16 protein-coding genes, 1 pseudogene and 1 riboswitch are annotated in these 18,119 nt (G+C 39.3%); of the genes and pseudogenes, 1 reads left to right on the top strand and 16 read right to left on the bottom strand.

Going from position 1 to position 18,119, the window contains the following annotated elements; genetic code table 11:
* Window positions 1–72: 72 nt before the first annotated feature.
* The 3 genes from G6R08_RS13280 to G6R08_RS13270 all read right to left on the bottom strand — a co-directional run bounded on the left by G6R08_RS13280 (window position 73) and on the right by G6R08_RS13270 (window position 4,187).
* Window positions 73–1,323, bottom strand: a complete 1,251-nt coding sequence (locus G6R08_RS13280) for an ABC transporter substrate-binding protein (RefSeq protein WP_163528572.1) — start codon at window positions 1,321–1,323, stop codon at window positions 73–75.
* A 254-nt stretch (window positions 1,324–1,577) separates the two neighbouring features.
* Window positions 1,578–2,645 carry a LacI family DNA-binding transcriptional regulator gene (locus G6R08_RS13275; RefSeq protein ID WP_163528570.1) on the bottom strand — a complete coding sequence of 356 codons (1,068 nt, stop codon included), beginning with the start codon at window positions 2,643–2,645 and terminating at the stop codon, window positions 1,578–1,580.
* A gap of 1,137 nt (window positions 2,646–3,782) precedes the next feature.
* On the bottom strand, window positions 3,783–4,187 hold the full coding sequence (locus G6R08_RS13270) for a MerR family transcriptional regulator (protein ID WP_163531314.1): 405 nt from the start codon (window positions 4,185–4,187) through the stop codon (window positions 3,783–3,785).
* A 311-nt stretch (window positions 4,188–4,498) separates the two neighbouring features.
* Here G6R08_RS13270 and G6R08_RS13265 point away from each other — a divergent pair, with 311 nt between their 5' ends.
* The gene (locus G6R08_RS13265; protein WP_163528568.1) at window positions 4,499–5,539 is read left to right on the top strand and encodes an NAD(P)-dependent alcohol dehydrogenase; all 1,041 of its coding nucleotides are present in this window, start codon (window positions 4,499–4,501) and stop codon (window positions 5,537–5,539) included.
* Between the two features lie 424 nt (window positions 5,540–5,963).
* Here the strand turns inward: G6R08_RS13265 and G6R08_RS13260 are convergent, their stop codons facing one another.
* From G6R08_RS13260 to nirB, 13 genes and pseudogenes are all read right to left on the bottom strand, one after another.
* Window positions 5,964–7,151, bottom strand: coding sequence for a M20 family metallopeptidase (locus G6R08_RS13260; protein WP_163528566.1), 1,188 nt, complete (start codon window positions 7,149–7,151; stop codon window positions 5,964–5,966).
* Between the two features lie 13 nt (window positions 7,152–7,164).
* Window positions 7,165–7,998, bottom strand: coding sequence for a MetQ/NlpA family ABC transporter substrate-binding protein (locus G6R08_RS13255; RefSeq protein ID WP_163528564.1), 834 nt, complete (start codon window positions 7,996–7,998; stop codon window positions 7,165–7,167).
* A 15-nt stretch (window positions 7,999–8,013) separates the two neighbouring features.
* Window positions 8,014–8,676, bottom strand: coding sequence for a methionine ABC transporter permease (locus G6R08_RS13250; protein WP_163528562.1), 663 nt, complete (start codon window positions 8,674–8,676; stop codon window positions 8,014–8,016).
* Window positions 8,666–9,694, bottom strand: coding sequence for a methionine ABC transporter ATP-binding protein (locus G6R08_RS13245; protein ID WP_163528560.1), 1,029 nt, complete (start codon window positions 9,692–9,694; stop codon window positions 8,666–8,668). The genes G6R08_RS13250 and G6R08_RS13245 overlap by 11 nt, the downstream gene beginning before the upstream one ends.
* Window positions 9,695–9,780: 86 nt before the next feature.
* A riboswitch (SAM riboswitch) is annotated at window positions 9,781–9,896 on the bottom strand.
* Window positions 9,897–10,379: 483 nt separating this feature from the next.
* A complete protein-coding gene (locus tag G6R08_RS22480) occupies window positions 10,380–10,571 on the bottom strand; it encodes a GntR family transcriptional regulator (RefSeq protein ID WP_420810402.1) in 192 nt (63 codons plus the stop codon).
* Between the two features lie 422 nt (window positions 10,572–10,993).
* A pseudogene (locus tag G6R08_RS13235) lies at window positions 10,994–11,209 on the bottom strand (glycoside hydrolase family 32 C-terminal domain-containing protein); the annotation flags it as partial.
* A 66-nt stretch (window positions 11,210–11,275) separates the two neighbouring features.
* Window positions 11,276–11,698 carry a hypothetical protein gene (locus G6R08_RS13230; protein ID WP_163528556.1) on the bottom strand — a complete coding sequence of 141 codons (423 nt, stop codon included), beginning with the start codon at window positions 11,696–11,698 and terminating at the stop codon, window positions 11,276–11,278.
* Window positions 11,699–12,096: 398 nt separating this feature from the next.
* Entirely contained in the window at window positions 12,097–12,342 is a 246-nt protein-coding gene (locus tag G6R08_RS13225; protein WP_163528554.1) for a helix-turn-helix domain-containing protein, read from the bottom strand.
* Between the two features lie 259 nt (window positions 12,343–12,601).
* Window positions 12,602–13,696, bottom strand: coding sequence for an anthranilate phosphoribosyltransferase (locus tag G6R08_RS13220; protein ID WP_163528552.1), 1,095 nt, complete (start codon window positions 13,694–13,696; stop codon window positions 12,602–12,604).
* A gap of 37 nt (window positions 13,697–13,733) precedes the next feature.
* Window positions 13,734–14,495 (bottom strand): sirohydrochlorin chelatase, encoded by a 762-nt coding sequence (locus tag G6R08_RS13215; RefSeq protein ID WP_163528550.1) that lies wholly within the window; start codon window positions 14,493–14,495, stop codon window positions 13,734–13,736.
* 18 nt (window positions 14,496–14,513) lie between these two features.
* Entirely contained in the window at window positions 14,514–15,284 is a 771-nt protein-coding gene (cobA, locus tag G6R08_RS13210; protein WP_163528548.1) for a uroporphyrinogen-III C-methyltransferase, read from the bottom strand.
* Window positions 15,285–15,303: 19 nt separating this feature from the next.
* A complete protein-coding gene (gene nirD, locus G6R08_RS13205) occupies window positions 15,304–15,630 on the bottom strand; it encodes a nitrite reductase small subunit NirD (RefSeq protein WP_163528546.1) in 327 nt (108 codons plus the stop codon).
* A gap of 21 nt (window positions 15,631–15,651) precedes the next feature.
* Window positions 15,652–18,063, bottom strand: coding sequence for a nitrite reductase large subunit NirB (gene nirB, locus G6R08_RS13200; RefSeq protein ID WP_163528544.1), 2,412 nt, complete (start codon window positions 18,061–18,063; stop codon window positions 15,652–15,654).
* Window positions 18,064–18,119 lie beyond the last annotated feature (56 nt).

Below are 18,119 nucleotides of genomic sequence, written 5' to 3'. Positions count from 1 at the left end.
ACACTCCTATAAGCTTGGCTTATTAAATATTGCAAGGGCATGGTTCATCGCAGACTGCCCTCTTCTATCAGGCTATTGTTCTAATAATCTCTTATATTCCTCAGCCATTTTTTCAGAGACTTCTTCTGGTGTCATCTTCCCTGAAAGCAGTTGCTGTCCAGTTGACCCCATAACATTCCACATTCCACTAGGTAAATAGATTCTGTCAAAATAAGGCTGCACTTTCACATCCTCATATTTCCTGTAATACTCAGAGAAATAGTTGTCAGCTTCAACATTTTTCAAGCCTGCCGGAAGTGAAGTTCCTTCAGCGATTTTCTTTGCAATTTCCGGTTGAGCCAAGAATTTTATAAACCTCTTCGCTTCTTCCATGTGTTCTGTATCTTTCCAGATGGCAACAGTATGTCGTTCCCCGCCGATCCAACTCGGCTCATCTCCTTCGTGAATCGTTGGCATTGGGATAACTCCAACTTGCACTTCAGGGTTCAGGTCTTCAACGGCTGGTCCGAGCGAGCTGCTTGCCAAAGTAAAGCCAATTTTCCCCTGAGCCATTAATTGAGCTTGCTGCTGAATTTGCGCTGTTAAAACATCTTTATTAAGCAGCCCTTTCTCCTGCATTTCTAACAGCTTTTCAACCAGAAAAGTATAGTGAGACCAATCAAATGTTCCATTTAACAGTTCTTCTTCATAATTATGTTCTTCATCTGTTACTAACAGAGGGGTCGCAAATTGATCAAAGTACTGACCTAAAGCAGACTTATCAGAACCGTTGAACCAAAATGGTGTCACTCCCCCATCACTTTTCTCTTTAATTTGCTCTAATGCTTTCATAAATTCTTCAAATGTTGTCGGAGGTCCTATACCATATTCTTTAAGTAATGTAGCGTTATACGATATGCCATCCTTTGCTTGATTTAAAGGGTATGCGTACACTTTTCCTTCATCATCCTTTAGAATTGGATCAAGTGCGGGATCAAGGTTTTTCACCCAGTCCATCTCACTCAAGTCAGCTACATATTCTCCATAACGCTGTTTAGCCCAGCCATGTGTATCAAATAAATCCGGCAGATCATTGGCTGCCATTTTCACACGTAACATGTCTTCATATCCGTCTCCCGGATAATTATCTTCTATATTAATATCGGGATATTTCTCCTCAAATGCAGCAACAGCTTCTGAAATTACTTTTTTATCTTCTTCAGAAGTAGCTGTTGAGTAAAATGTCAAAGTAGTTCCACTGCCGTCCCCTGATGCTTCATTACTGGAACAACCAGCCATGATGGTACTGACAACCATTACAAATAACAGGATCAATTTCTTCATCCTAATTCCTCCTCAATTCATTCATGTATAAACACAAATAATTGTAGTCGTGGATCAGTTCCGTTATAATTTGACATGCTGAAGAAGGTTTATTTTCGCAGAATAAACTTTCAGCACAATTACATGTGCACCTGCCTTCCTCTTTAACCATTGGCAGGTGTACGCTTTTCCTCTTTCACGTGATTACTCTTATGCACATCGTTTTCAGCTTTTTCTATTCGACATCACCTCCTTTATTTCCCGGGAAATTCCCATTATGATATTATCTCTTTCTTTTGTTTGACGGCATTCGATAGATTCCTAGTTCCGCAACTATCCCGGATAACTAATTTTGTCGGAACCGTAACTTTTAACGGTATTTCTCTGCCATTGAGACGATCTACCATTAATTTCACACCCAACCTTCCCATTTCTTCTGTTTGAACTTTTACTGTAGTTAAAGGAGTGCTGGCAAATTGAGCCAATTTGACGTCGTTGAAGCTCACAATAGCTACATCTTCGGGAACTTTAAAGTTATTCTCCTGCAAAGCCCTCATTGCTCCAACTGCCATAGCATCACTTGCAATAAAAAACGCTTTAGGTAGATCGCCTTGCTGAATGGAATATTTCATCAATTCATATCCATCAGCCATCGTAAACTCTCCAACATGGAATGAATCCGGATTAAATAACCCCTTCTCTTCCATCACTTCTTTGAAAGTAGACTTCCTTATATCCTCGAACTCTTCCTTTCTATTATTTTGGTGCTCTCTTTCCTTCCCACCGATAAATCCAATTTTCTTATAATCATGGTCCAGCAGGTGGTATAATGCCCGTTTGGTTGCCTTTTCGAAGTCAATAACAACAGAGTCATACTTGTCTTCATCCACTGTATGACTGATGTAGACAATGTTTTGTAATTGGTCACTGATTAGATCGAGAATTTCTGAATTGATCCTCCCTACCACTATTAAATTCTCGATATCACTACTGATTTGACCAGACAATAAATTGTTTAACCGAAACAGTTCTGTAGTGATCAGACCTCTCTCCTGGCATTCGTTCTCTATGCCTTGTCTAATCGATAGAAAATAAGAATCATTCAGCTCTTCCTCAACTGAAACACAGAGGAGAATGCCGACTTTTGATGTGTTTACGTCACTTCGAGGTTGGTTCTTCTTTTTGCGTTCCTGTAACGTTCTATATCCCATCTCATTGGCAACATCCAATATTTTTTGCCGTGTTTCAGAGGCAACCGATAATGTTTTGTCATGGTTTAAAACTCTGGAAACAGTCGTATTTGAAAATTTAGCACGTAATGCTATATCTTTAATTGTTGTCATAGTTATCCCCTTCATGTAAAAGAGTAAATATTTTACTAAATTTCAGTATCTTATATTGAATACTATCAAACTATTAAATCGCTTTCAACACAAATTCACTAAATTTTTAGAAAGTTTTGTATCTATATTATTACCCGCACTATTCAAGAAGTAATTCACCATACAAGTCATCTATAACACAGAACTAAGTAAAGTATTTACTTATTATTTTAGTAAATATCACTTAATTCCAAGTCAGAGACTTGTTAATTAAACACCTATTTCCCGCAAGTTGCATTGCCTAGAGTGTACAACGCCGATATGTATGAGGCGGAGCGAGGAGGCTCTGTGCCGTGGAATTAACACTTTCCCGTTGGTTATATGGTTTATATATATGTAACATAGGAAATGGAAAAAGATGCTCCCCAGAAAGTCAAAGGCCATCTGAAAAGCATCTCAGAACAAAATATATAAAAATGTGATGTTTTCGTGATATTTTAATGAGATCGGATGGTGTATAACCTCTAAAACCCCTTATATCAAGGAATTTCAGAGTTTTACTACATCATGCCGCCCATTCCCTGAGTAGAATAAATATGTATAGATATGAGATAAAACGCCTATATAATCAGTGTTAAAAATTGTCTATATAACTTTAGATAATATAAGTTATCAAAAGTGATGAACAGTACCCAGTAAAATCCAGTCACAAATATATCTTTCAGAGAACTTGATCAACTCACCTGTTGGTGTATGTAGGAACCTTTGCTGTGAAGTATAAAGCCCTGTTAAAACCATCTTTTCTATGGTGGTATATGCTACAATTAAATAATATTGGGGCACTATTAATACCCTAATCCTGCTCCAGAGCCAAAGTTCATATATCAAATTAACTAAGGAAAATAATACAGGGAATAACATGTCAGTTAGACCAAATAATTTAATCGATATAAATGGTGCGCATACCAAATTAATAATTCTTCTCATGAGTTCTTTACCATTTCATGGATAAAATATAATATAGATAGCCAGAAGCCTCGTGAAGGGGCTTCTGGTATTTTGTTTATTTTAGATAGTTAGCAATAGTAATAGATACAAATAGAGCCACTTGTACTTCATATATACAGTATAAAATACAAGTGGCTTTTTTTAATTAGTCTAAATCTCTATCTTATTACTTTTATGAATATCTTCTGATCCGGAATCCAAAGCCGTCTTGTAATACCAACATTTATGCTTGATGAGTTCCATTGTCTTGTTTAGTTCTTTTAATTGTGCTTCTACAGTAGCTTTTCTTTCCATAAACATGTCGTATCTTTGTTGCAAGGTGGAATCCCCATCAGCACACCAATCAATGAAGCTTTTAATTTCTTTTATAGGCATCCCAGTAGATTTCAAGCATTCAATTACTTTTAAAGCGTCGATATCAGATTCTTTAAACACCCTTGTTCCGTTGGATCTCCGTTCAACAAAAGGCAAAAGCCCCTCCTTATCATAGTAACGTAAGGTATATGCTGTAAGATTCAATTTTTTTGCCACTTCGCTGATAGAATAGTTTTTCATCATTTACCTCCTTTTCTATTTTTAATGGTATAGACTTCGAGTTAACTCTATGATTAGAAGGGGTTCTTTCACGGTATTTACTTAATGTCAAAATAATCTTATAAATAATGTAGAACTTGGTTCTATTTAACGAACTGGATCCTTAAAAAGAATAGACTAATCTCTTGACCTAGAGTTAACTATAAGCATTACCATTGCTTTGCAAGAGAAAAAATTCGGATTGGGATTTACGAAGGATGATTTCATCTGAGTTTTCAATCTAATCCGATACAGCGCATTCTCTTGAACTATAAATTTCTGGAGGTTATTATATGATTATTGCTAAAGCACGAGCTGTTGACGGGCCAGATAAAGCCTTTCGATCAGCTGAAATTACACGACGTGATCTTGATTCACATGATGTTCTGATTGAAATTAAATATGCGGGGATATGCCATTCTGATATCCACACTGCTCACGGGGAATGGGGCGACGTGAACTACCCTCTAGTACCTGGACATGAGATTGCGGGGATAGTCACGGATGTTGGAACAGAGGTAACAAAGTACAAGATCGGGGACCGAGTAGGGGTCGGATGTATGGTTGACTCTTGTGGCCAGTGTAAAAACTGCCGTAAAGGTGAAGAACAATACTGTCTCAAAGGAAATGTCCCTACCTATGCAGGTGTTGACAAATATGGCGAGCCAACTCAAGGTGGCTATTCTACCCACATTGTCGTAACTGAGGATTTCGTACTCAGGATTCCTGAAAGCATTGAACTAGACGCAGCAGCACCATTACTTTGTGCAGGCATTACAACATATTCTCCATTAAATCATTGGGAAGCTGGTCCAGGTAAGAAAGTAGCGGTTGTTGGAATGGGCGGTCTTGGTCATATGGCTGTAAAGATTGCACACGCTATGGATGCAGAGGTTACCGTTCTGTCACGAACTTTGAATAAAAAAGATGATGGACTGCAATTCGGCGCAAATGACTACTATAGCACCAGGGATCCTGAGACCTTTGATAAGCTGTCCGGTACGTTTGATCTCATCATTAACACGGTAAGTGCAAAAATTGACCTTGATGCTTATCTCTCCTTGTTAAATCTCGGGGGATCCCTGGTAAATGTCGGTGCCCCTGCAGAACCATTGGAAGTAAATGTGTTTTCTCTTATCGGTCACCGTCGTTCCTTTGCAGGTTCAATGATTGGGGGCATACGTGAGACTCAGGAAATGCTGAATTTCTGTGCAGAACACAGCATTACTCCTAAAATTGAAGTAATTTCAGCGGATGAAATCGACGAAGCCTACGAACGAGTAATAGCTTCCGATGTAAAATATCGTTTTGTAATTGATGTAAGTACAATGTAAGTGGGTTTTAGAAACTTTCAATAAGGATACCAGTACCATACAAGCATAGGTTTGAGACCAAGAAAGTCTCCATATTAAATTGTTTACAATTTACCTTTAAAAACAAATGTAAAACTTCTAATATAAATCCCGTTCCTTTAAGAAAAAGGACGGGATTTTAGCGAACTCTGACTTCTGATAATCTTATATGAATTAACCATCTAGCTCAATCAGCATTGATGTTCATTTGATAATCCACACTACCTGTAGAAAGAAAAAAGACGCCCCTCTCTTTTGTCGAGGTGGTCGTCTTTGACTTGTTGCTTCTCTGCTTAGTAACGGTTCCTTAGAAGTGTTCTTTCACTTCTCCATTTTATAATTGCTGGCCTAATTGGTTACTTTATGAATTATTGATACTCTTCCCCTTTAATAAAAGGTAAAACTCCTACAAATCATTATATTCGTTTTTAACTTCCTGCAATAACTCTGGACTTTGTAATAATTCCAAACCAGTTAAAGCCAGTGCCTTTGCTCCTTTTAATAGTGCTTGGTCCCCTTTTTTCGAACGAGCTGCTTCTCTAAACTCATTAGTATGTGCTACAAGATCATCATTACCGATTTTTATATAAGGATGGATCGTCGGGACCACATGACTAATGTTACCTGCATCTGTGGATCCTAAGCCTTTGCTCATTAAATAATAATCTTCCCCCAATTCTTCAATCTTCTCCTTAAATATAACGTCGAATCGTGGTGTAACTTTAAAGTTATCTACCCCATTTTGTATTCTGGTCATCTTATAAGTTGCTCCAGTTGCTGTGGTAGCTCCCTCCGCTACTCTTTCTACTTTAGCAGTTAATAGATCACAAGATTCACGAGTCGCTGCTCTTATGAAAAATCGGGCTCTTGCATAATCCGGTACTATGTTTGGTGCTTGTCCTCCGTCTAAAATCACACCATGAATACGTACGTCTTCAGTGACGTGCTGACGTAGAGCATTGATGCCGTTGAATAATTGGATGACAGCGTCTAAGGCATTTATCCCGTCCTCCGGGTTACTGGCTGCATGTGCTGATTGACCAAAGAATTCGAAATCTACTGGATCTACTGCCAAGGTCGGTGCTGATCCGGATGTTTTTCCTAGGGGATGGACCATCATACATGCATCCAGCTCTTGAACAAGTCCATGACGCACAAATGTACCTTTAGCACTGCCATTAGGTCCACCTTCCTCTGCAGGCGTCCCGAGGACCACCACTTCCCCACCAGTATCTTCAATCACTTCCCCTAAAGCAATCGCTGCTGCAATAGAAGTCGTACCGATAATATTATGACCACATGCATGCCCTAATCCCGGCAGCGCATCATATTCTGCTAAATATCCAATTTTAGCACCGGGTTTAGAAGAGACTTTTCTAGCCAAGAAGGCGGTCTCATGTTCTGGAATTTTTCTGTCGATATTAAAACCTGCATTTTCTAATAAAGATGCTAACAGACCCGATGCAAAAAATTCCTCATTACCTATCTCAGGATGAGCATGGATATTATGACTTGTATTTAAATAGCTTTCTTTTTCACCTTCAATGGACTGGATAATTTGGTCCTGTAAATCTTGCTCTGTTGTCAGAGTCATAGAAAGCTCTCCCTTACCATCCGATTTTCTCTAACGGAACAAATGTTGGAATTAAAGAATCATTAAACACTTCACGAATATGTTGCGCTACATCTTCTTCTTGATAAAGGTCGACAATCTTTTGATACACTTCTTTATCTGCTTCATCTGATTGAGCTGCAATAATATTGATATATGGCTGGGCCGTCTCGTCTTCAATGAAAATAGCGTCATCTACTGGTACAAATCCTGCCTCAACGGCTACCCCATTGTTAATAATAGAAGCCGCTACATCGGGTAGTACGCGAGGGGTTTGGGCAGCTGCAATGGGTTCAAATTTTAAGTTCTTAGGGTTCTCAACGATTTTATCCAATGACCCAATTCCGTCAAAGTCTTCAGGAAGCCCGATTAATCCTGCTTTTTCTAATAGAAGTAACGCACGTCCCATGTTTGTCGCCTCTTTTGGCAGGGCAATGGAACTACCCTCTGGAATATTTTTTACGTCCTTATATTTTTCAGAGTAGATCCCCATAGGAGCAATAATGGTTGTTGCAATGGGCTCAAGATCCAAATTGCGTTCTTTAATAAAGGAATTAAAGTAAGAGACCGTTTGAAAGGCATTTAAATCAATATCGCCGGCAGCAAGTGCCAAATTAGGGCGCACATAATCAGAAAATTCAACGAGCTCAATTTTGATTCCTTCTTCGGCCGCTTTCTCTTTCACCTTTTCCCAAATGGGAACACCGGACCCATTCAATCCAACTTTAACAACTTCATCGGTGCCTGTAGCCCCGCTTTCTTTATTACATGCAGCAAGTAACGTTCCTACTGCTAAGATTATTCCGAGTAGTACGGTCAATTTTTTCATTATAAATCCTCCCGTTTATTGTCTTTTCATTTTTTTGGATAATATGTTTCCTATTGTTTGGACTACTTGCACAATGAGTACGAGTAGAAGGACCGTAATGATCATAATGTCTGTTTCAAAACGCTGGTAACCATAGGCTATTGCTAAGTCACCGAGGCCTCCGCCCCCAACAAAACCAGCCATCGCGGATGCCCCAACTAATCCGATCGTTGCAATCGTTAAATTCAACATGATTGAACTTAGTGCTTCGGGCAAGTACACACGAAAAATAATTTGCCATGGAGAAGCTCCCATAGCTTCTGCGGCTTCTATGACTCCTGGCTTCACTTCTAACAAGCTACTTTCTACTAACCTTGCAATATAAGGACCTGAGAATAAGACGAGTGGCACCACAGCAGCTGCCGTCCCTATTGATGTCCCGACTATAAATCTAGTTAATGGCAAAATAGCAACAAGTAGTATAATGAAAGGAATCGAACGGAAAAAGTTTATAATTATGCTTAACCCTTTAAAAAATGCGCTATTCTGAATAAGTCCACCTCGTCGTGTAACGACGAGCGCAATTCCTAGTGGAACTCCAATAAGTGTTGCTGCAACTAACGAAATGCCTACCATGATTAAAGTTTCGCTAGTTGCTTGTAAAATCCGGGGCCAAAATTCTGCTAACTCAACCTGCATCGGCTTCTACCTCCTGTACGGTTACTGTTCGTTGAATATAATCTAGTGCTCTCAAGATCTCCTTATCATCGCCTTGCAATTCCACAACTAACTGCCCAAATGGGATGCCTTGAAGTTCGGTAATTTGCCCAAACAATACATTTACTTCTACTTGATAACTTTTAGTGACTTGTGAAAAAATCGGCTGACTGGCCTTTTCTTTTACAAAAGTTACACGATAGACATGTCGTCCTCCACCACGCTCTTCAATTCCTGAAAGTATAGAGGCCGGAATATCACTTTCCATCACTGAATTGACAAAGTTTTTAGTCGTTGGGTGTTGAGGATTAGAGAATAGGTCAAAAATAGAACCTTCCTCAATTACACGGCCACTTTCCATGACAGCAATGCGATCACAAACCTCGCGAACCGCATTCATTTCATGTGTAATCATCAATATCGTAAGGTTATATTCATCTCGAACTCTTTTAAGCAATTGAAGAATGGACCTCGTTGTTTCTGGATCAAGTGCTGACGTGGCTTCATCACATAGTAAAATATCAGGGGAAGTAGCCAGTGCACGGGCGATACCCACTCGTTGTTTCTGGCCGCCAGATAATTCATCAGGATATTGATGTGCCTTGTCTGAAAGGCCTACAAATTCCAATATCTCTTCAACTCTAGCTTTAACCTTTTTCTTCGGAGTTCCTGAAATAATTAAAGGAAAAGCAACATTATGTAGAACTGTTTTAGATTCTAATAAGTTGAAGTGTTGAAAAATCATCCCAATGCGCTTGCGCACTTTCCTTAGACCTGGTTTTGATAACTGTGACAAATCCTCACCATCTACTAATATACTCCCTTCAGAAGGTCTTTCTAAAAGGTTTACCAATCGAACGAGTGTACTTTTCCCAGCTCCGCTGAACCCAATAACCCCAAATATCTCACCTTTATCAATGGTTAGGTTCACTCGATCAACTGCTCGCAAATCATTCCCATTATGTTGATAAACTTTCGAAACCTCATCAAACTGGATCATTTCTTATCCCCCTTATTTAACACGAAAAAGCCCCTCTTCTCGAAAAATTAGAAGAGGGGCTTTCAAACTTAATAGAAAACCGGCTCTCCTCATCTTTCAAGTGCACATGCACCTGCTGGAATTGGCACAGTTTCTAATGAACTTCATTAGTCCCGCTGCCGAGGTTTCAAAGGGCCAGTCCCTCCACCTCTCTAGATAAGAAGATAAGCTTATTATTTTTTAAATGATGTGAATTATCATAATATAGACAAAGTCTTTTGTCAATCCATGTATTTCCTACATCATGCCGCCCATACATCATTAGGTTTTTCGAGACTTTTCCACCCTCCATTTAAATGCGAATCTTTAAAACTGAAACTATTAAAATAGAACGTGCGTTCGCACACCTTCGTAAGGTTGTTTTTCCTCGTTACTTTTCTTGTTACCTTTTAAAAAGTCACATCTTTTTGACACCAAACTCCCCCACCACTTTCGATAGAGAAGAAAATTGATTGTAGCAACTTGAGATCCGGGAAACGGAGGATTTATTTTATGGGAATACATATCGAGATATATAGCTTTTATGGAGAACGGGGGGTTTACGAGCGTACGATAATTATTACGGTTGGTTTCCTTCGTTCTAAAACAAAATAAAAAGTAATTAAGAAATATAGAAAATGAATAAAATGTGATTTTAACGTGAGCATTATGTGGTCAAAAATAACAAGCCTAGTGCCTCTCTTGCAGGTGACCGACTAGCATTATATGTTTTTGCAATATAATTTCCGGAAACCGTTTCACCCGGTTTCAATTCACCCCCTATAATCTCAAATCGCATTTGACTAGCAGTCTCCTTTCCCTTCGAAGAACAAGGCAGACGGTCAATTGGAAATCGCATTATTCTCACCTCACTTTCTTTTGTATACGTTGTATTTAAGTGGGTTGTACTACAAACAACTTAATTTGTAAACGGTTTTTTTCTTTTCCTCTCTAAGGATAATACTTTCATTTCCATGTAGAAAGAAACAATGGTAAAAAGCCCTCAAAAATGAAAGCTCAAATGAATGAAACATCGACCCTTCTTGATACCAAACCCCTATACTTTAATAATAAAGGTAGGAAGAATTCTTATGTCGAGAAAATTTGATCAGGGCTGCTGGTTGTCCAATATTTAAAGACAGACTATAGATGAAGGGAAAAACTCAGTTTATTAAACGTAATCATAAAATTAACTAAAATGTATTTTTCTGCTATGGACTCTGCACAACCCACAACCTATTCCCTCCTATTAGCATATTTTGAAAACATAGAAGGGAGGTTTTATTTATGGATGGAACCCATATGTTTAATTTCTACATGTTCAAAAGTTGCCATTCCCCCTTCGGAGAAAAGGGTGATTCCTTGGTCATCCTTTGGGGGAAAGATCCGATTGGATTTAACAAATTTCCCATCATCGATAAACACCTCAATATTTGTTTTATCAACTAATATCTTCAGATGAACACTATTTTTATTATTATCGAAGGGTGCCCAGCTTTAGATATTCCATTTTTTTACAAATAGAGGGCTTAGCGTTGTAAAAACATCATTTATTGAATTCCCCTATTTACTACGCATGACCAATTGAATAGGAACAAACCCGTCAAGTATATAGTGATCAGATCTATCACCATATACGACCGCACAAACGTTTTGAAAACCTTCCTTTTTCGATTGAATCAAATGTATAGTATCATGGAAAAGGTTTTCTCCTAGCATATCTTTACTAACATGATCCACATATAGACGATCACACGACTTTATTTGTTCAACTTCAGTGATAAATTCATCAACGGTGAATTTGTTTAGGTGATTATCTTGGAATTCTATTAATTCTTTAGTATATAATTTTTTCTCGTGATTAGAATATCCCTCAATACCATCGACAAAAACTACATTCAAACCCTTATTGGCATCATTCAGCGCCCATTTTCTTAACATGACGGACTTTCCACTTCCAGTTTCACCGATAATTTGTTGCTTCATGATAAACTCTCCTTTTGGATAACAAACATTTCTATGAATGCTAGGGGGCTCGTTGTCTAACCGCTCTTTAAGAATTTCCACTTTGGGCTTTATTATAACCTTATCGTCTCACACAAGGGTCTCCATGGGGTCTTTAATCTTGATATACATTGTTCTACGCGATAACCATCTTTGATTTTTTGAACTGGTTGCCCGTTTGAAGAGAAAGTGAAGCAAATAGAGGATAGGATGGATGAAGTACTCAAATATATGGTCTGCTACTCACACCAAGGCTAAAGGAAAAGAGGCCCCCCTTAGAGAAAAAACCATCCATAAGGACAGCTCCTTTTGTCAGAGTCTTTCTTGGGTTTTGGATGGCCCTTCCATCACTTCCTTGAATTCCAGGAGATAAACTTACCCTATGCAGAAATGTCCGTTGTCTCCTGTACGCTTGCTCCGATTTGGATTAACTTCGAACCGAGCTTGTATATCTTTTGTTCTCCCACAGTTAAAATTTGTCTAGCCTCCATTGTCTGGTGAAGGTGAAATGTGCTACTCCGGGGCAAAGACAGACTGGTAGCAATTTCTTTAGGTGTTAACCCTTCAGGGAAATCCTTTAATAAATCCAGGATACGAATAACACGATCAGCCGATTTAACTGTCATTTTTCTACCTCCTCTAAAAGAATTAATTTTTACGTGTGAATCTTAGCAAAATAAAATCTTCTCTTCAATTGTGCATTCATTTGTGCACTCATTATTTTATATCTCTTTGCTGATTTAATAGGCCTTTTCTCTAGTCACCGGATAAAAGAGATTTTTTGGTCAAATCCTCCACAAAAAAGAGATAATAGTATTTACATATAATTCTTTTCGGTACGTACATAAACCAACGAAACAGAAAAATCATCAATTTTCTGGAGTGTTACACTATTCCTCCTACATGAATCATGCTGTAATCAAGAATATGGGCAGGTTCTACCGTTTGACTGCTACCTTTCCATAAATCAAGTTGCTTTATCCCATTTCCACTTGACAACTGCTCTTCAGCTATTTCTATTCCCTCCTTGATAGTTGGAGAGACTCCAAATAGGTAGTATCTCAACCCAGTGTTTAAAAGTACTTGGTTATAGTAATAAGTCAATTGCCTATTCCTTTCACCGCTTAGGAGAGAAAGGGTTATTTCAACTTGCTTTTCAGCTGATAATTTGTCATGTTCGTTGGATTTATCCAGTAACCCAAATTCATCAGGATTAATGACCTTTGACTTTTGAGAATCAGGAGTAAGCTCAAATAAGAAGCTGTTTCTATGGACAGGGAGATCCTCAGAACCTTCAACACCTTGAAGGACAAACACCTTTTCGTAGGAAAGACCATGAAGAAGAGGAACAATCTTATGAATAGCTGTCCGATGAAATGCCCCCATCATTAGATTCTTGGCTTGAGAAAGGTTTAACAATTTCTCTGAAGTATTTAATAGTGTTCGAACACCTATATCCTCGCGAATAGACCGCACCTCACTTAAAAAGGGGGAGAATTTTTCTGTGCAGGCAAATCCAAGCCCTGTTTCTTCGATTTTTGAAACTATGGTATGTTTGGAATTATTCACTTCTACACCTAGTTGTTCAATAATTTCTTTTAAGGAAATCCCGTATTTTGGCGGCAGAGAGTCACTACTGTGCAAAAAGACGGGCAAGCCTTTCTCGGCCAATAATATAGAAACCGGTATAGTAGCTATGAATGAGTTTCTCCCATTATAAGGACCAGCGAAATCTATAATTTGCCCTGTGATCTTTTCTTGAAGCGGAATCATTTCAGATTCCTTCCTTAATGCGTGTACAAATGCTAACAACTCATCAGGTGATTCAGTTTTCAAACGTTGAGCGATAAGAAATGCAGAAATTTGAGCACTTGTCGCCTTTCCATTAATCATATCATTTGCGACCTCTAGACATTCTTGATAGGTAAGATCTCTCCAGCCACGTTTTCCTCGAGCCACTTCTTTTAACCAGTTCTGCAAAATAGACTCTCCTCCATTCATTAACTATTAACTCACACTAGCCTATGTGGTTTAAAAAGTATCTTTCTGATTTCACGGCTTCATCTACCCTTACACTTAATAGACGGAATAGATTGGGATGGCCCCTTAAATAGTCACAAAGAACAACTTGTTGGTCGTTTCTAAGCTGTAAGTCATTAACAAATTCTTTTATATGAGTGACTAAAGTTCCGATGAATAATAAGTATGGGATAATTAAGAGGTTTGCTGGTCCATTGTCAACAAAGTCTTTTGCCTTTGTTTCAAAGTGTGGGGTCGCCGCCGCTAAGAAACAACACTCTATGGAGCGGACATTCAATCTTTCGTCCAAAAGTCGGGCAATCATCTGAATATCTCGAACCGCATTCCGATCGCTGCTACCTCTGCCTACAAGAAGAATATCCATATCACCTGTAATCTTTTTTTTCTCCTTTATTTTATCTACCAGTACATCAACCATCATCCGATGAACCCCTAGCGGACCTCCGTATGTAAAGGTGACTTCCGGGTAAACTCGACTCGCTCTTTCAAGGACTTGAGGTATATCTTTTTTGGCGTGAGAAGCACTTAATAACAAGAGGGGAATCACAGCGATCCTTGTCGCCCCTCTTAATACACATTGTTTCACACCACGCATAATATCAGGGTTTGAAAGTTCAAGGAAACAGTATTCTTGAATTGGAACTACCACTGTTTTCATTGCTTCTCTCATAAATTGTATAGATTCTTCCACAGCTTCTTTCCTTCTGCTTCCATGTCCAACGTACAGGACAGCTTGCATAAGAATCACTCCATTTTATCAAGCTTCAATTACATTGCTTTCATTCATACCTATATTCATAATCTTTAACTGTTGTAAACGTTCTCGGAAGCGTACGACTTCACCAACAACAATTATAGCTGGGTTACTGACTCCTGAATCTTCAACTACGTCAACAATATTCGCCAGCGTTCCAGTGACTACCCGCTGCAGTTTGGTTGTTCCCTGCTGTATAATGGCAACGGGAGTTTCCGGATTCTTATTTAGCAGCAACTGTTCACATATATAAGGGAGATTACTGATCCCCATATATATGGCTAGGGTGTCGATATTTTCAGAAAGACTCTGCCAATCTATTTCCTTGTTATTACACCGATGCCCTGCTACCACAGCAAAGGAACTTCCCACGTTTCTATGGGTAATTGGAATATCAGCATAAGCAGGTGCTGCAATTCCAGAAGTGATTCCCGGGACTACCTCGCATGAAATCCCATGTTTCGCTAGCACTTCTACCTCTTCAGCTCCCCGACCGAATACGAAAGGATCTCCTCCCTTTAACCGGATCACCGTTTTCCCCTGCCTGGCGTATTTCACTAACAAGTTATTGATCGTTTCTTGTTTCAAAATGTGAAACTTAGGGTGTTTTCCACAAAATATCAAATTCACCTCGGGCTTCGCTTCCGAAAGTAACTGTTCATTGACTAAACGATCATATAGAATAACGTCAGCATGCTGAATACATTTCAAGGCTTTGACCGTGATAAGTTCGGGGTCTCCGGGGCCAGCTCCAACTAAATACACTTTTGACATAAGAAGCCTCCTTGGAATATTATTTTTCGGGCAGTATAACGTAGACGTTTTCGTTTTCTACTTCTACTTCAAACGTTCTAACACAACCAGTGTCTGGTGCTTGAACTTTTCCATCAACGGTGCTGATCTTCCAATCATGCATAGGGCAAAATACGTGTTCTCCACTCACCATTCCTTCAGCAAGTACACCACCTTTATGCGGGCAACGATTTTCGATAACTCTTATATTCTTATCAGCCAATTTGAAAATAGCCAACTCCAAGCTGCCAATATGAACAGTCCTTCCTAACTTATCAGGAAGCTCGTTAACTTTTGCCACGAATACCTTATTTAATAATTGTTCCAATCCCAGTTCCTCCTCAATGATCTAATTAGAACCTGCAGGTACTTTCACATTTTGATATAGATCCCTCAACAACGTTTCATCTTCTAAGGCTTTTTTCCACGGATCTTGCACCACAGTTAAGGCTTCATCCATCCGCTGATTCAAGTCAAGGAATTTCTTCTTATCGGATAGCATGTTCCGAATATGGTCAATCCCCACTCGTTCAATCCACGTGGATGTCCTTTCCAAATAACTGGCTTCTTCGCGGTAATATTGTAGGAACGCAGCTGTTGTATGCAAAACTTCCTCTTCTGTTTTCACTTTGGCAAGGAGTTCAGCTTTTCTCATATGCGTGCCTCCGTTTCCACCTACATAAATCTCAAATTCTCCATCAAGTCCTACAACCCCCACATCTTTAACTGATCCCTCAGCACAGTTCCTTGGACAAGCGGATACACTCATCTTCACTTTGTGCGGTGTGTTCAGTCCCTCGAATTTCTTTTCCATCTGAACTCCTAAACCGATGGAATCTTGAGTTCCAAACCTACAAAAGTTCGCTCCAACACATGTTTTTACTGTACGTAACCCCTTAGCATAAGCAGATCCTGAAGGCATACCTAATTCTGACCAAATATTAGGCAAATCTTCTTTTTGGACACCTAACAAATCAAGGCGTTGTCCTCCGGTCACTTTAATCATTTCAACTTCGTATTTTTCTGCTACATCGGCAATTTTCCTTAAATCTTTAGCATTCGTCACTCCACCGTACATACGCGGGACAACAGAGTACGTCCCATCATTTTGAATATTGGCATGCAATCTCTCATTGACAAACCGAGATTCCTTTTCATCTTGGTATTCTTTCGGATAAAGCATCCCCAAATAATAATTTAAGGCGGGTTTACACTTGGAACACCCTCCTTCCGAAGACCAACCAAGTACGTTCATTACCTCTTTTGTGTGCGTCAATCCTTTTTGCTTGATCTCATCGATCACCTCATCTTTTGATAAAGGTGTGCATGCACAGATCGACTCTTTTTGGTTCTGATCATATTCACCACCTAGCGTATATTCAAGTAAATTGGACACGAGTGATTTACAGCCCCCGCAGGACCTCGAGGCATTTGTGCAGCCTTTAACTTGTTCGACTGTCGACAATTCTTGATTGTTAATCGCTTCAACGATCGTCCCTTTCGTTACGCCGTTACACCCGCATATAATTTCTTCATCTGGCATAGAGGCAATGAGATCGATTCCATCCTCGTCTGCGCGGTCGTTATCGGTATACTCTTCTATCTCTGCCCCCTTGTTAATAAGGCTTAGCAGTCGATTACCATCTTTTGTATCACCGAACAAAACAGCTCCGGTAATTTTCCCTTCATCAACAAGTACTTTTTGATAGACTCCGCGCCAATCGTCAAACACTTTTACCGACTTAGTTTCTTCACCTTCATTAATCTTTCCTGTAGAAAATACATCGACACCTGAAACCTTCAATTGGGTAGATAAAACTGAGCCCTGATAACCTTCACTTTCTACCCCACAAATCCGCTTAGCCATTTCTTGAGCTTGTTGATACAATGGAGCAACGAGTCCATAGACCATTTCCCTATGTTCCGCACATTCTCCGACCGCGAACACATTTGGGACATCTGTTTCTAAATGATCATCAGCAATAATCCCTTGGTTAACCGGAATGCCTGATTCGGATGCCAACGACACATTCGGCTTGATCCCAACAGCCATCACCACTAAATCAGCTTCGATCTCTTCGCCGTCTTTGAATTTTAACCCCTCGACGCGGTCTTGACCCGTTATCTCAGCAGACTGTTTTTCCAGCAGGAAGTTCATCCCTTGTTCTTCTAATTCTTTTTGCAGCATCTTCCCTGCCGTTATATCCAGCTGTCTCTCCATTAAGTAATCGGCCAGGTGAACAACATCTACTTCCATTCCGAGGTTTAACAATCCTCTTGCTGCTTCTAACCCTAATAACCCACCACCAATGACAACTGCTTTTTTATATTTAGTTGACGATTCTATCATTTGTTCACAATCTTTGATATCACGGAATGCGGTAACTCCCTCTTTATCTGCTCCAGGAAGTGGCAGCATAAACGGAACGGAACCTGTAGCCATAATCAATTTGTCATAATCCACTTGGCGTCCTTTATGAGTCGACACGGTTTGATTATCAGTGTCAATTTCTATTACTGTTTCTCCCGGATATAATAAAATACCGTTCTCTTCATACCATTCCCAGCTATTTAGTGTAATGTCATCAATATCTGTATCCCCCTGCAAAACCTTCGATAACTCAATCCGGTTATAGTTAGGATAGGGTTCTCTCCCAAACACAGTAATATCAAATTTGTCAGGGGCCAGTTTCAATATCTCTTCAATGGAGCGTATTCCTGCCATTCCATTACCTATAAGTACAAGTTTTTGTTTTCTCATCTCAACAATCCCTCCAGTTTTAATTCATCACAGAGCATGGATATAAAATGAAACCA

It is taken from the genome of Halobacillus ihumii (assembly GCF_902726645.1).
Classification (GTDB): Bacteria; Bacillota; Bacilli; order Bacillales; family Halobacillaceae; genus Halobacillus_A; species Halobacillus_A ihumii.
This window is presented reverse-complemented; position numbering and strand designations above follow the sequence as displayed.

Coding starts and splice junctions, on each gene's coding strand:
- G6R08_RS13280 (WP_163528572.1), bottom strand. CDS start 1,323: ATGAAGAAATTGATCCTGTTATTTGTAATGGTTGTCAGTACCATCATG.
- G6R08_RS13275 (WP_163528570.1), bottom strand. CDS start 2,645: ATGACAACAATTAAAGATATAGCATTACGTGCTAAATTTTCAAATACG.
- G6R08_RS13270 (WP_163531314.1), bottom strand. CDS start 4,187: ATGAAAAACTATTCTATCAGCGAAGTGGCAAAAAAATTGAATCTTACA.
- G6R08_RS13265 (WP_163528568.1), top strand. CDS start 4,499: ATGATTATTGCTAAAGCACGAGCTGTTGACGGGCCAGATAAAGCCTTT.
- G6R08_RS13260 (WP_163528566.1), bottom strand. CDS start 7,151: ATGACTCTGACAACAGAGCAAGATTTACAGGACCAAATTATCCAGTCC.
- G6R08_RS13255 (WP_163528564.1), bottom strand. CDS start 7,998: ATGAAAAAATTGACCGTACTACTCGGAATAATCTTAGCAGTAGGAACG.
- G6R08_RS13250 (WP_163528562.1), bottom strand. CDS start 8,676: ATGCAGGTTGAGTTAGCAGAATTTTGGCCCCGGATTTTACAAGCAACT.
- G6R08_RS13245 (WP_163528560.1), bottom strand. CDS start 9,694: ATGATCCAGTTTGATGAGGTTTCGAAAGTTTATCAACATAATGGGAAT.
- G6R08_RS22480 (WP_420810402.1), bottom strand. CDS start 10,571: ATGCGATTTCCAATTGACCGTCTGCCTTGTTCTTCGAAGGGAAAGGAG.
- G6R08_RS13230 (WP_163528556.1), bottom strand. CDS start 11,698: ATGAAGCAACAAATTATCGGTGAAACTGGAAGTGGAAAGTCCGTCATG.
- G6R08_RS13225 (WP_163528554.1), bottom strand. CDS start 12,342: ATGACAGTTAAATCGGCTGATCGTGTTATTCGTATCCTGGATTTATTA.
- G6R08_RS13215 (WP_163528550.1), bottom strand. CDS start 14,495: ATGCAAGCTGTCCTGTACGTTGGACATGGAAGCAGAAGGAAAGAAGCT.
- cobA (WP_163528548.1), bottom strand. CDS start 15,284: ATGTCAAAAGTGTATTTAGTTGGAGCTGGCCCCGGAGACCCCGAACTT.
- nirB (WP_163528544.1), bottom strand. CDS start 18,063: ATGAGAAAACAAAAACTTGTACTTATAGGTAATGGAATGGCAGGAATA.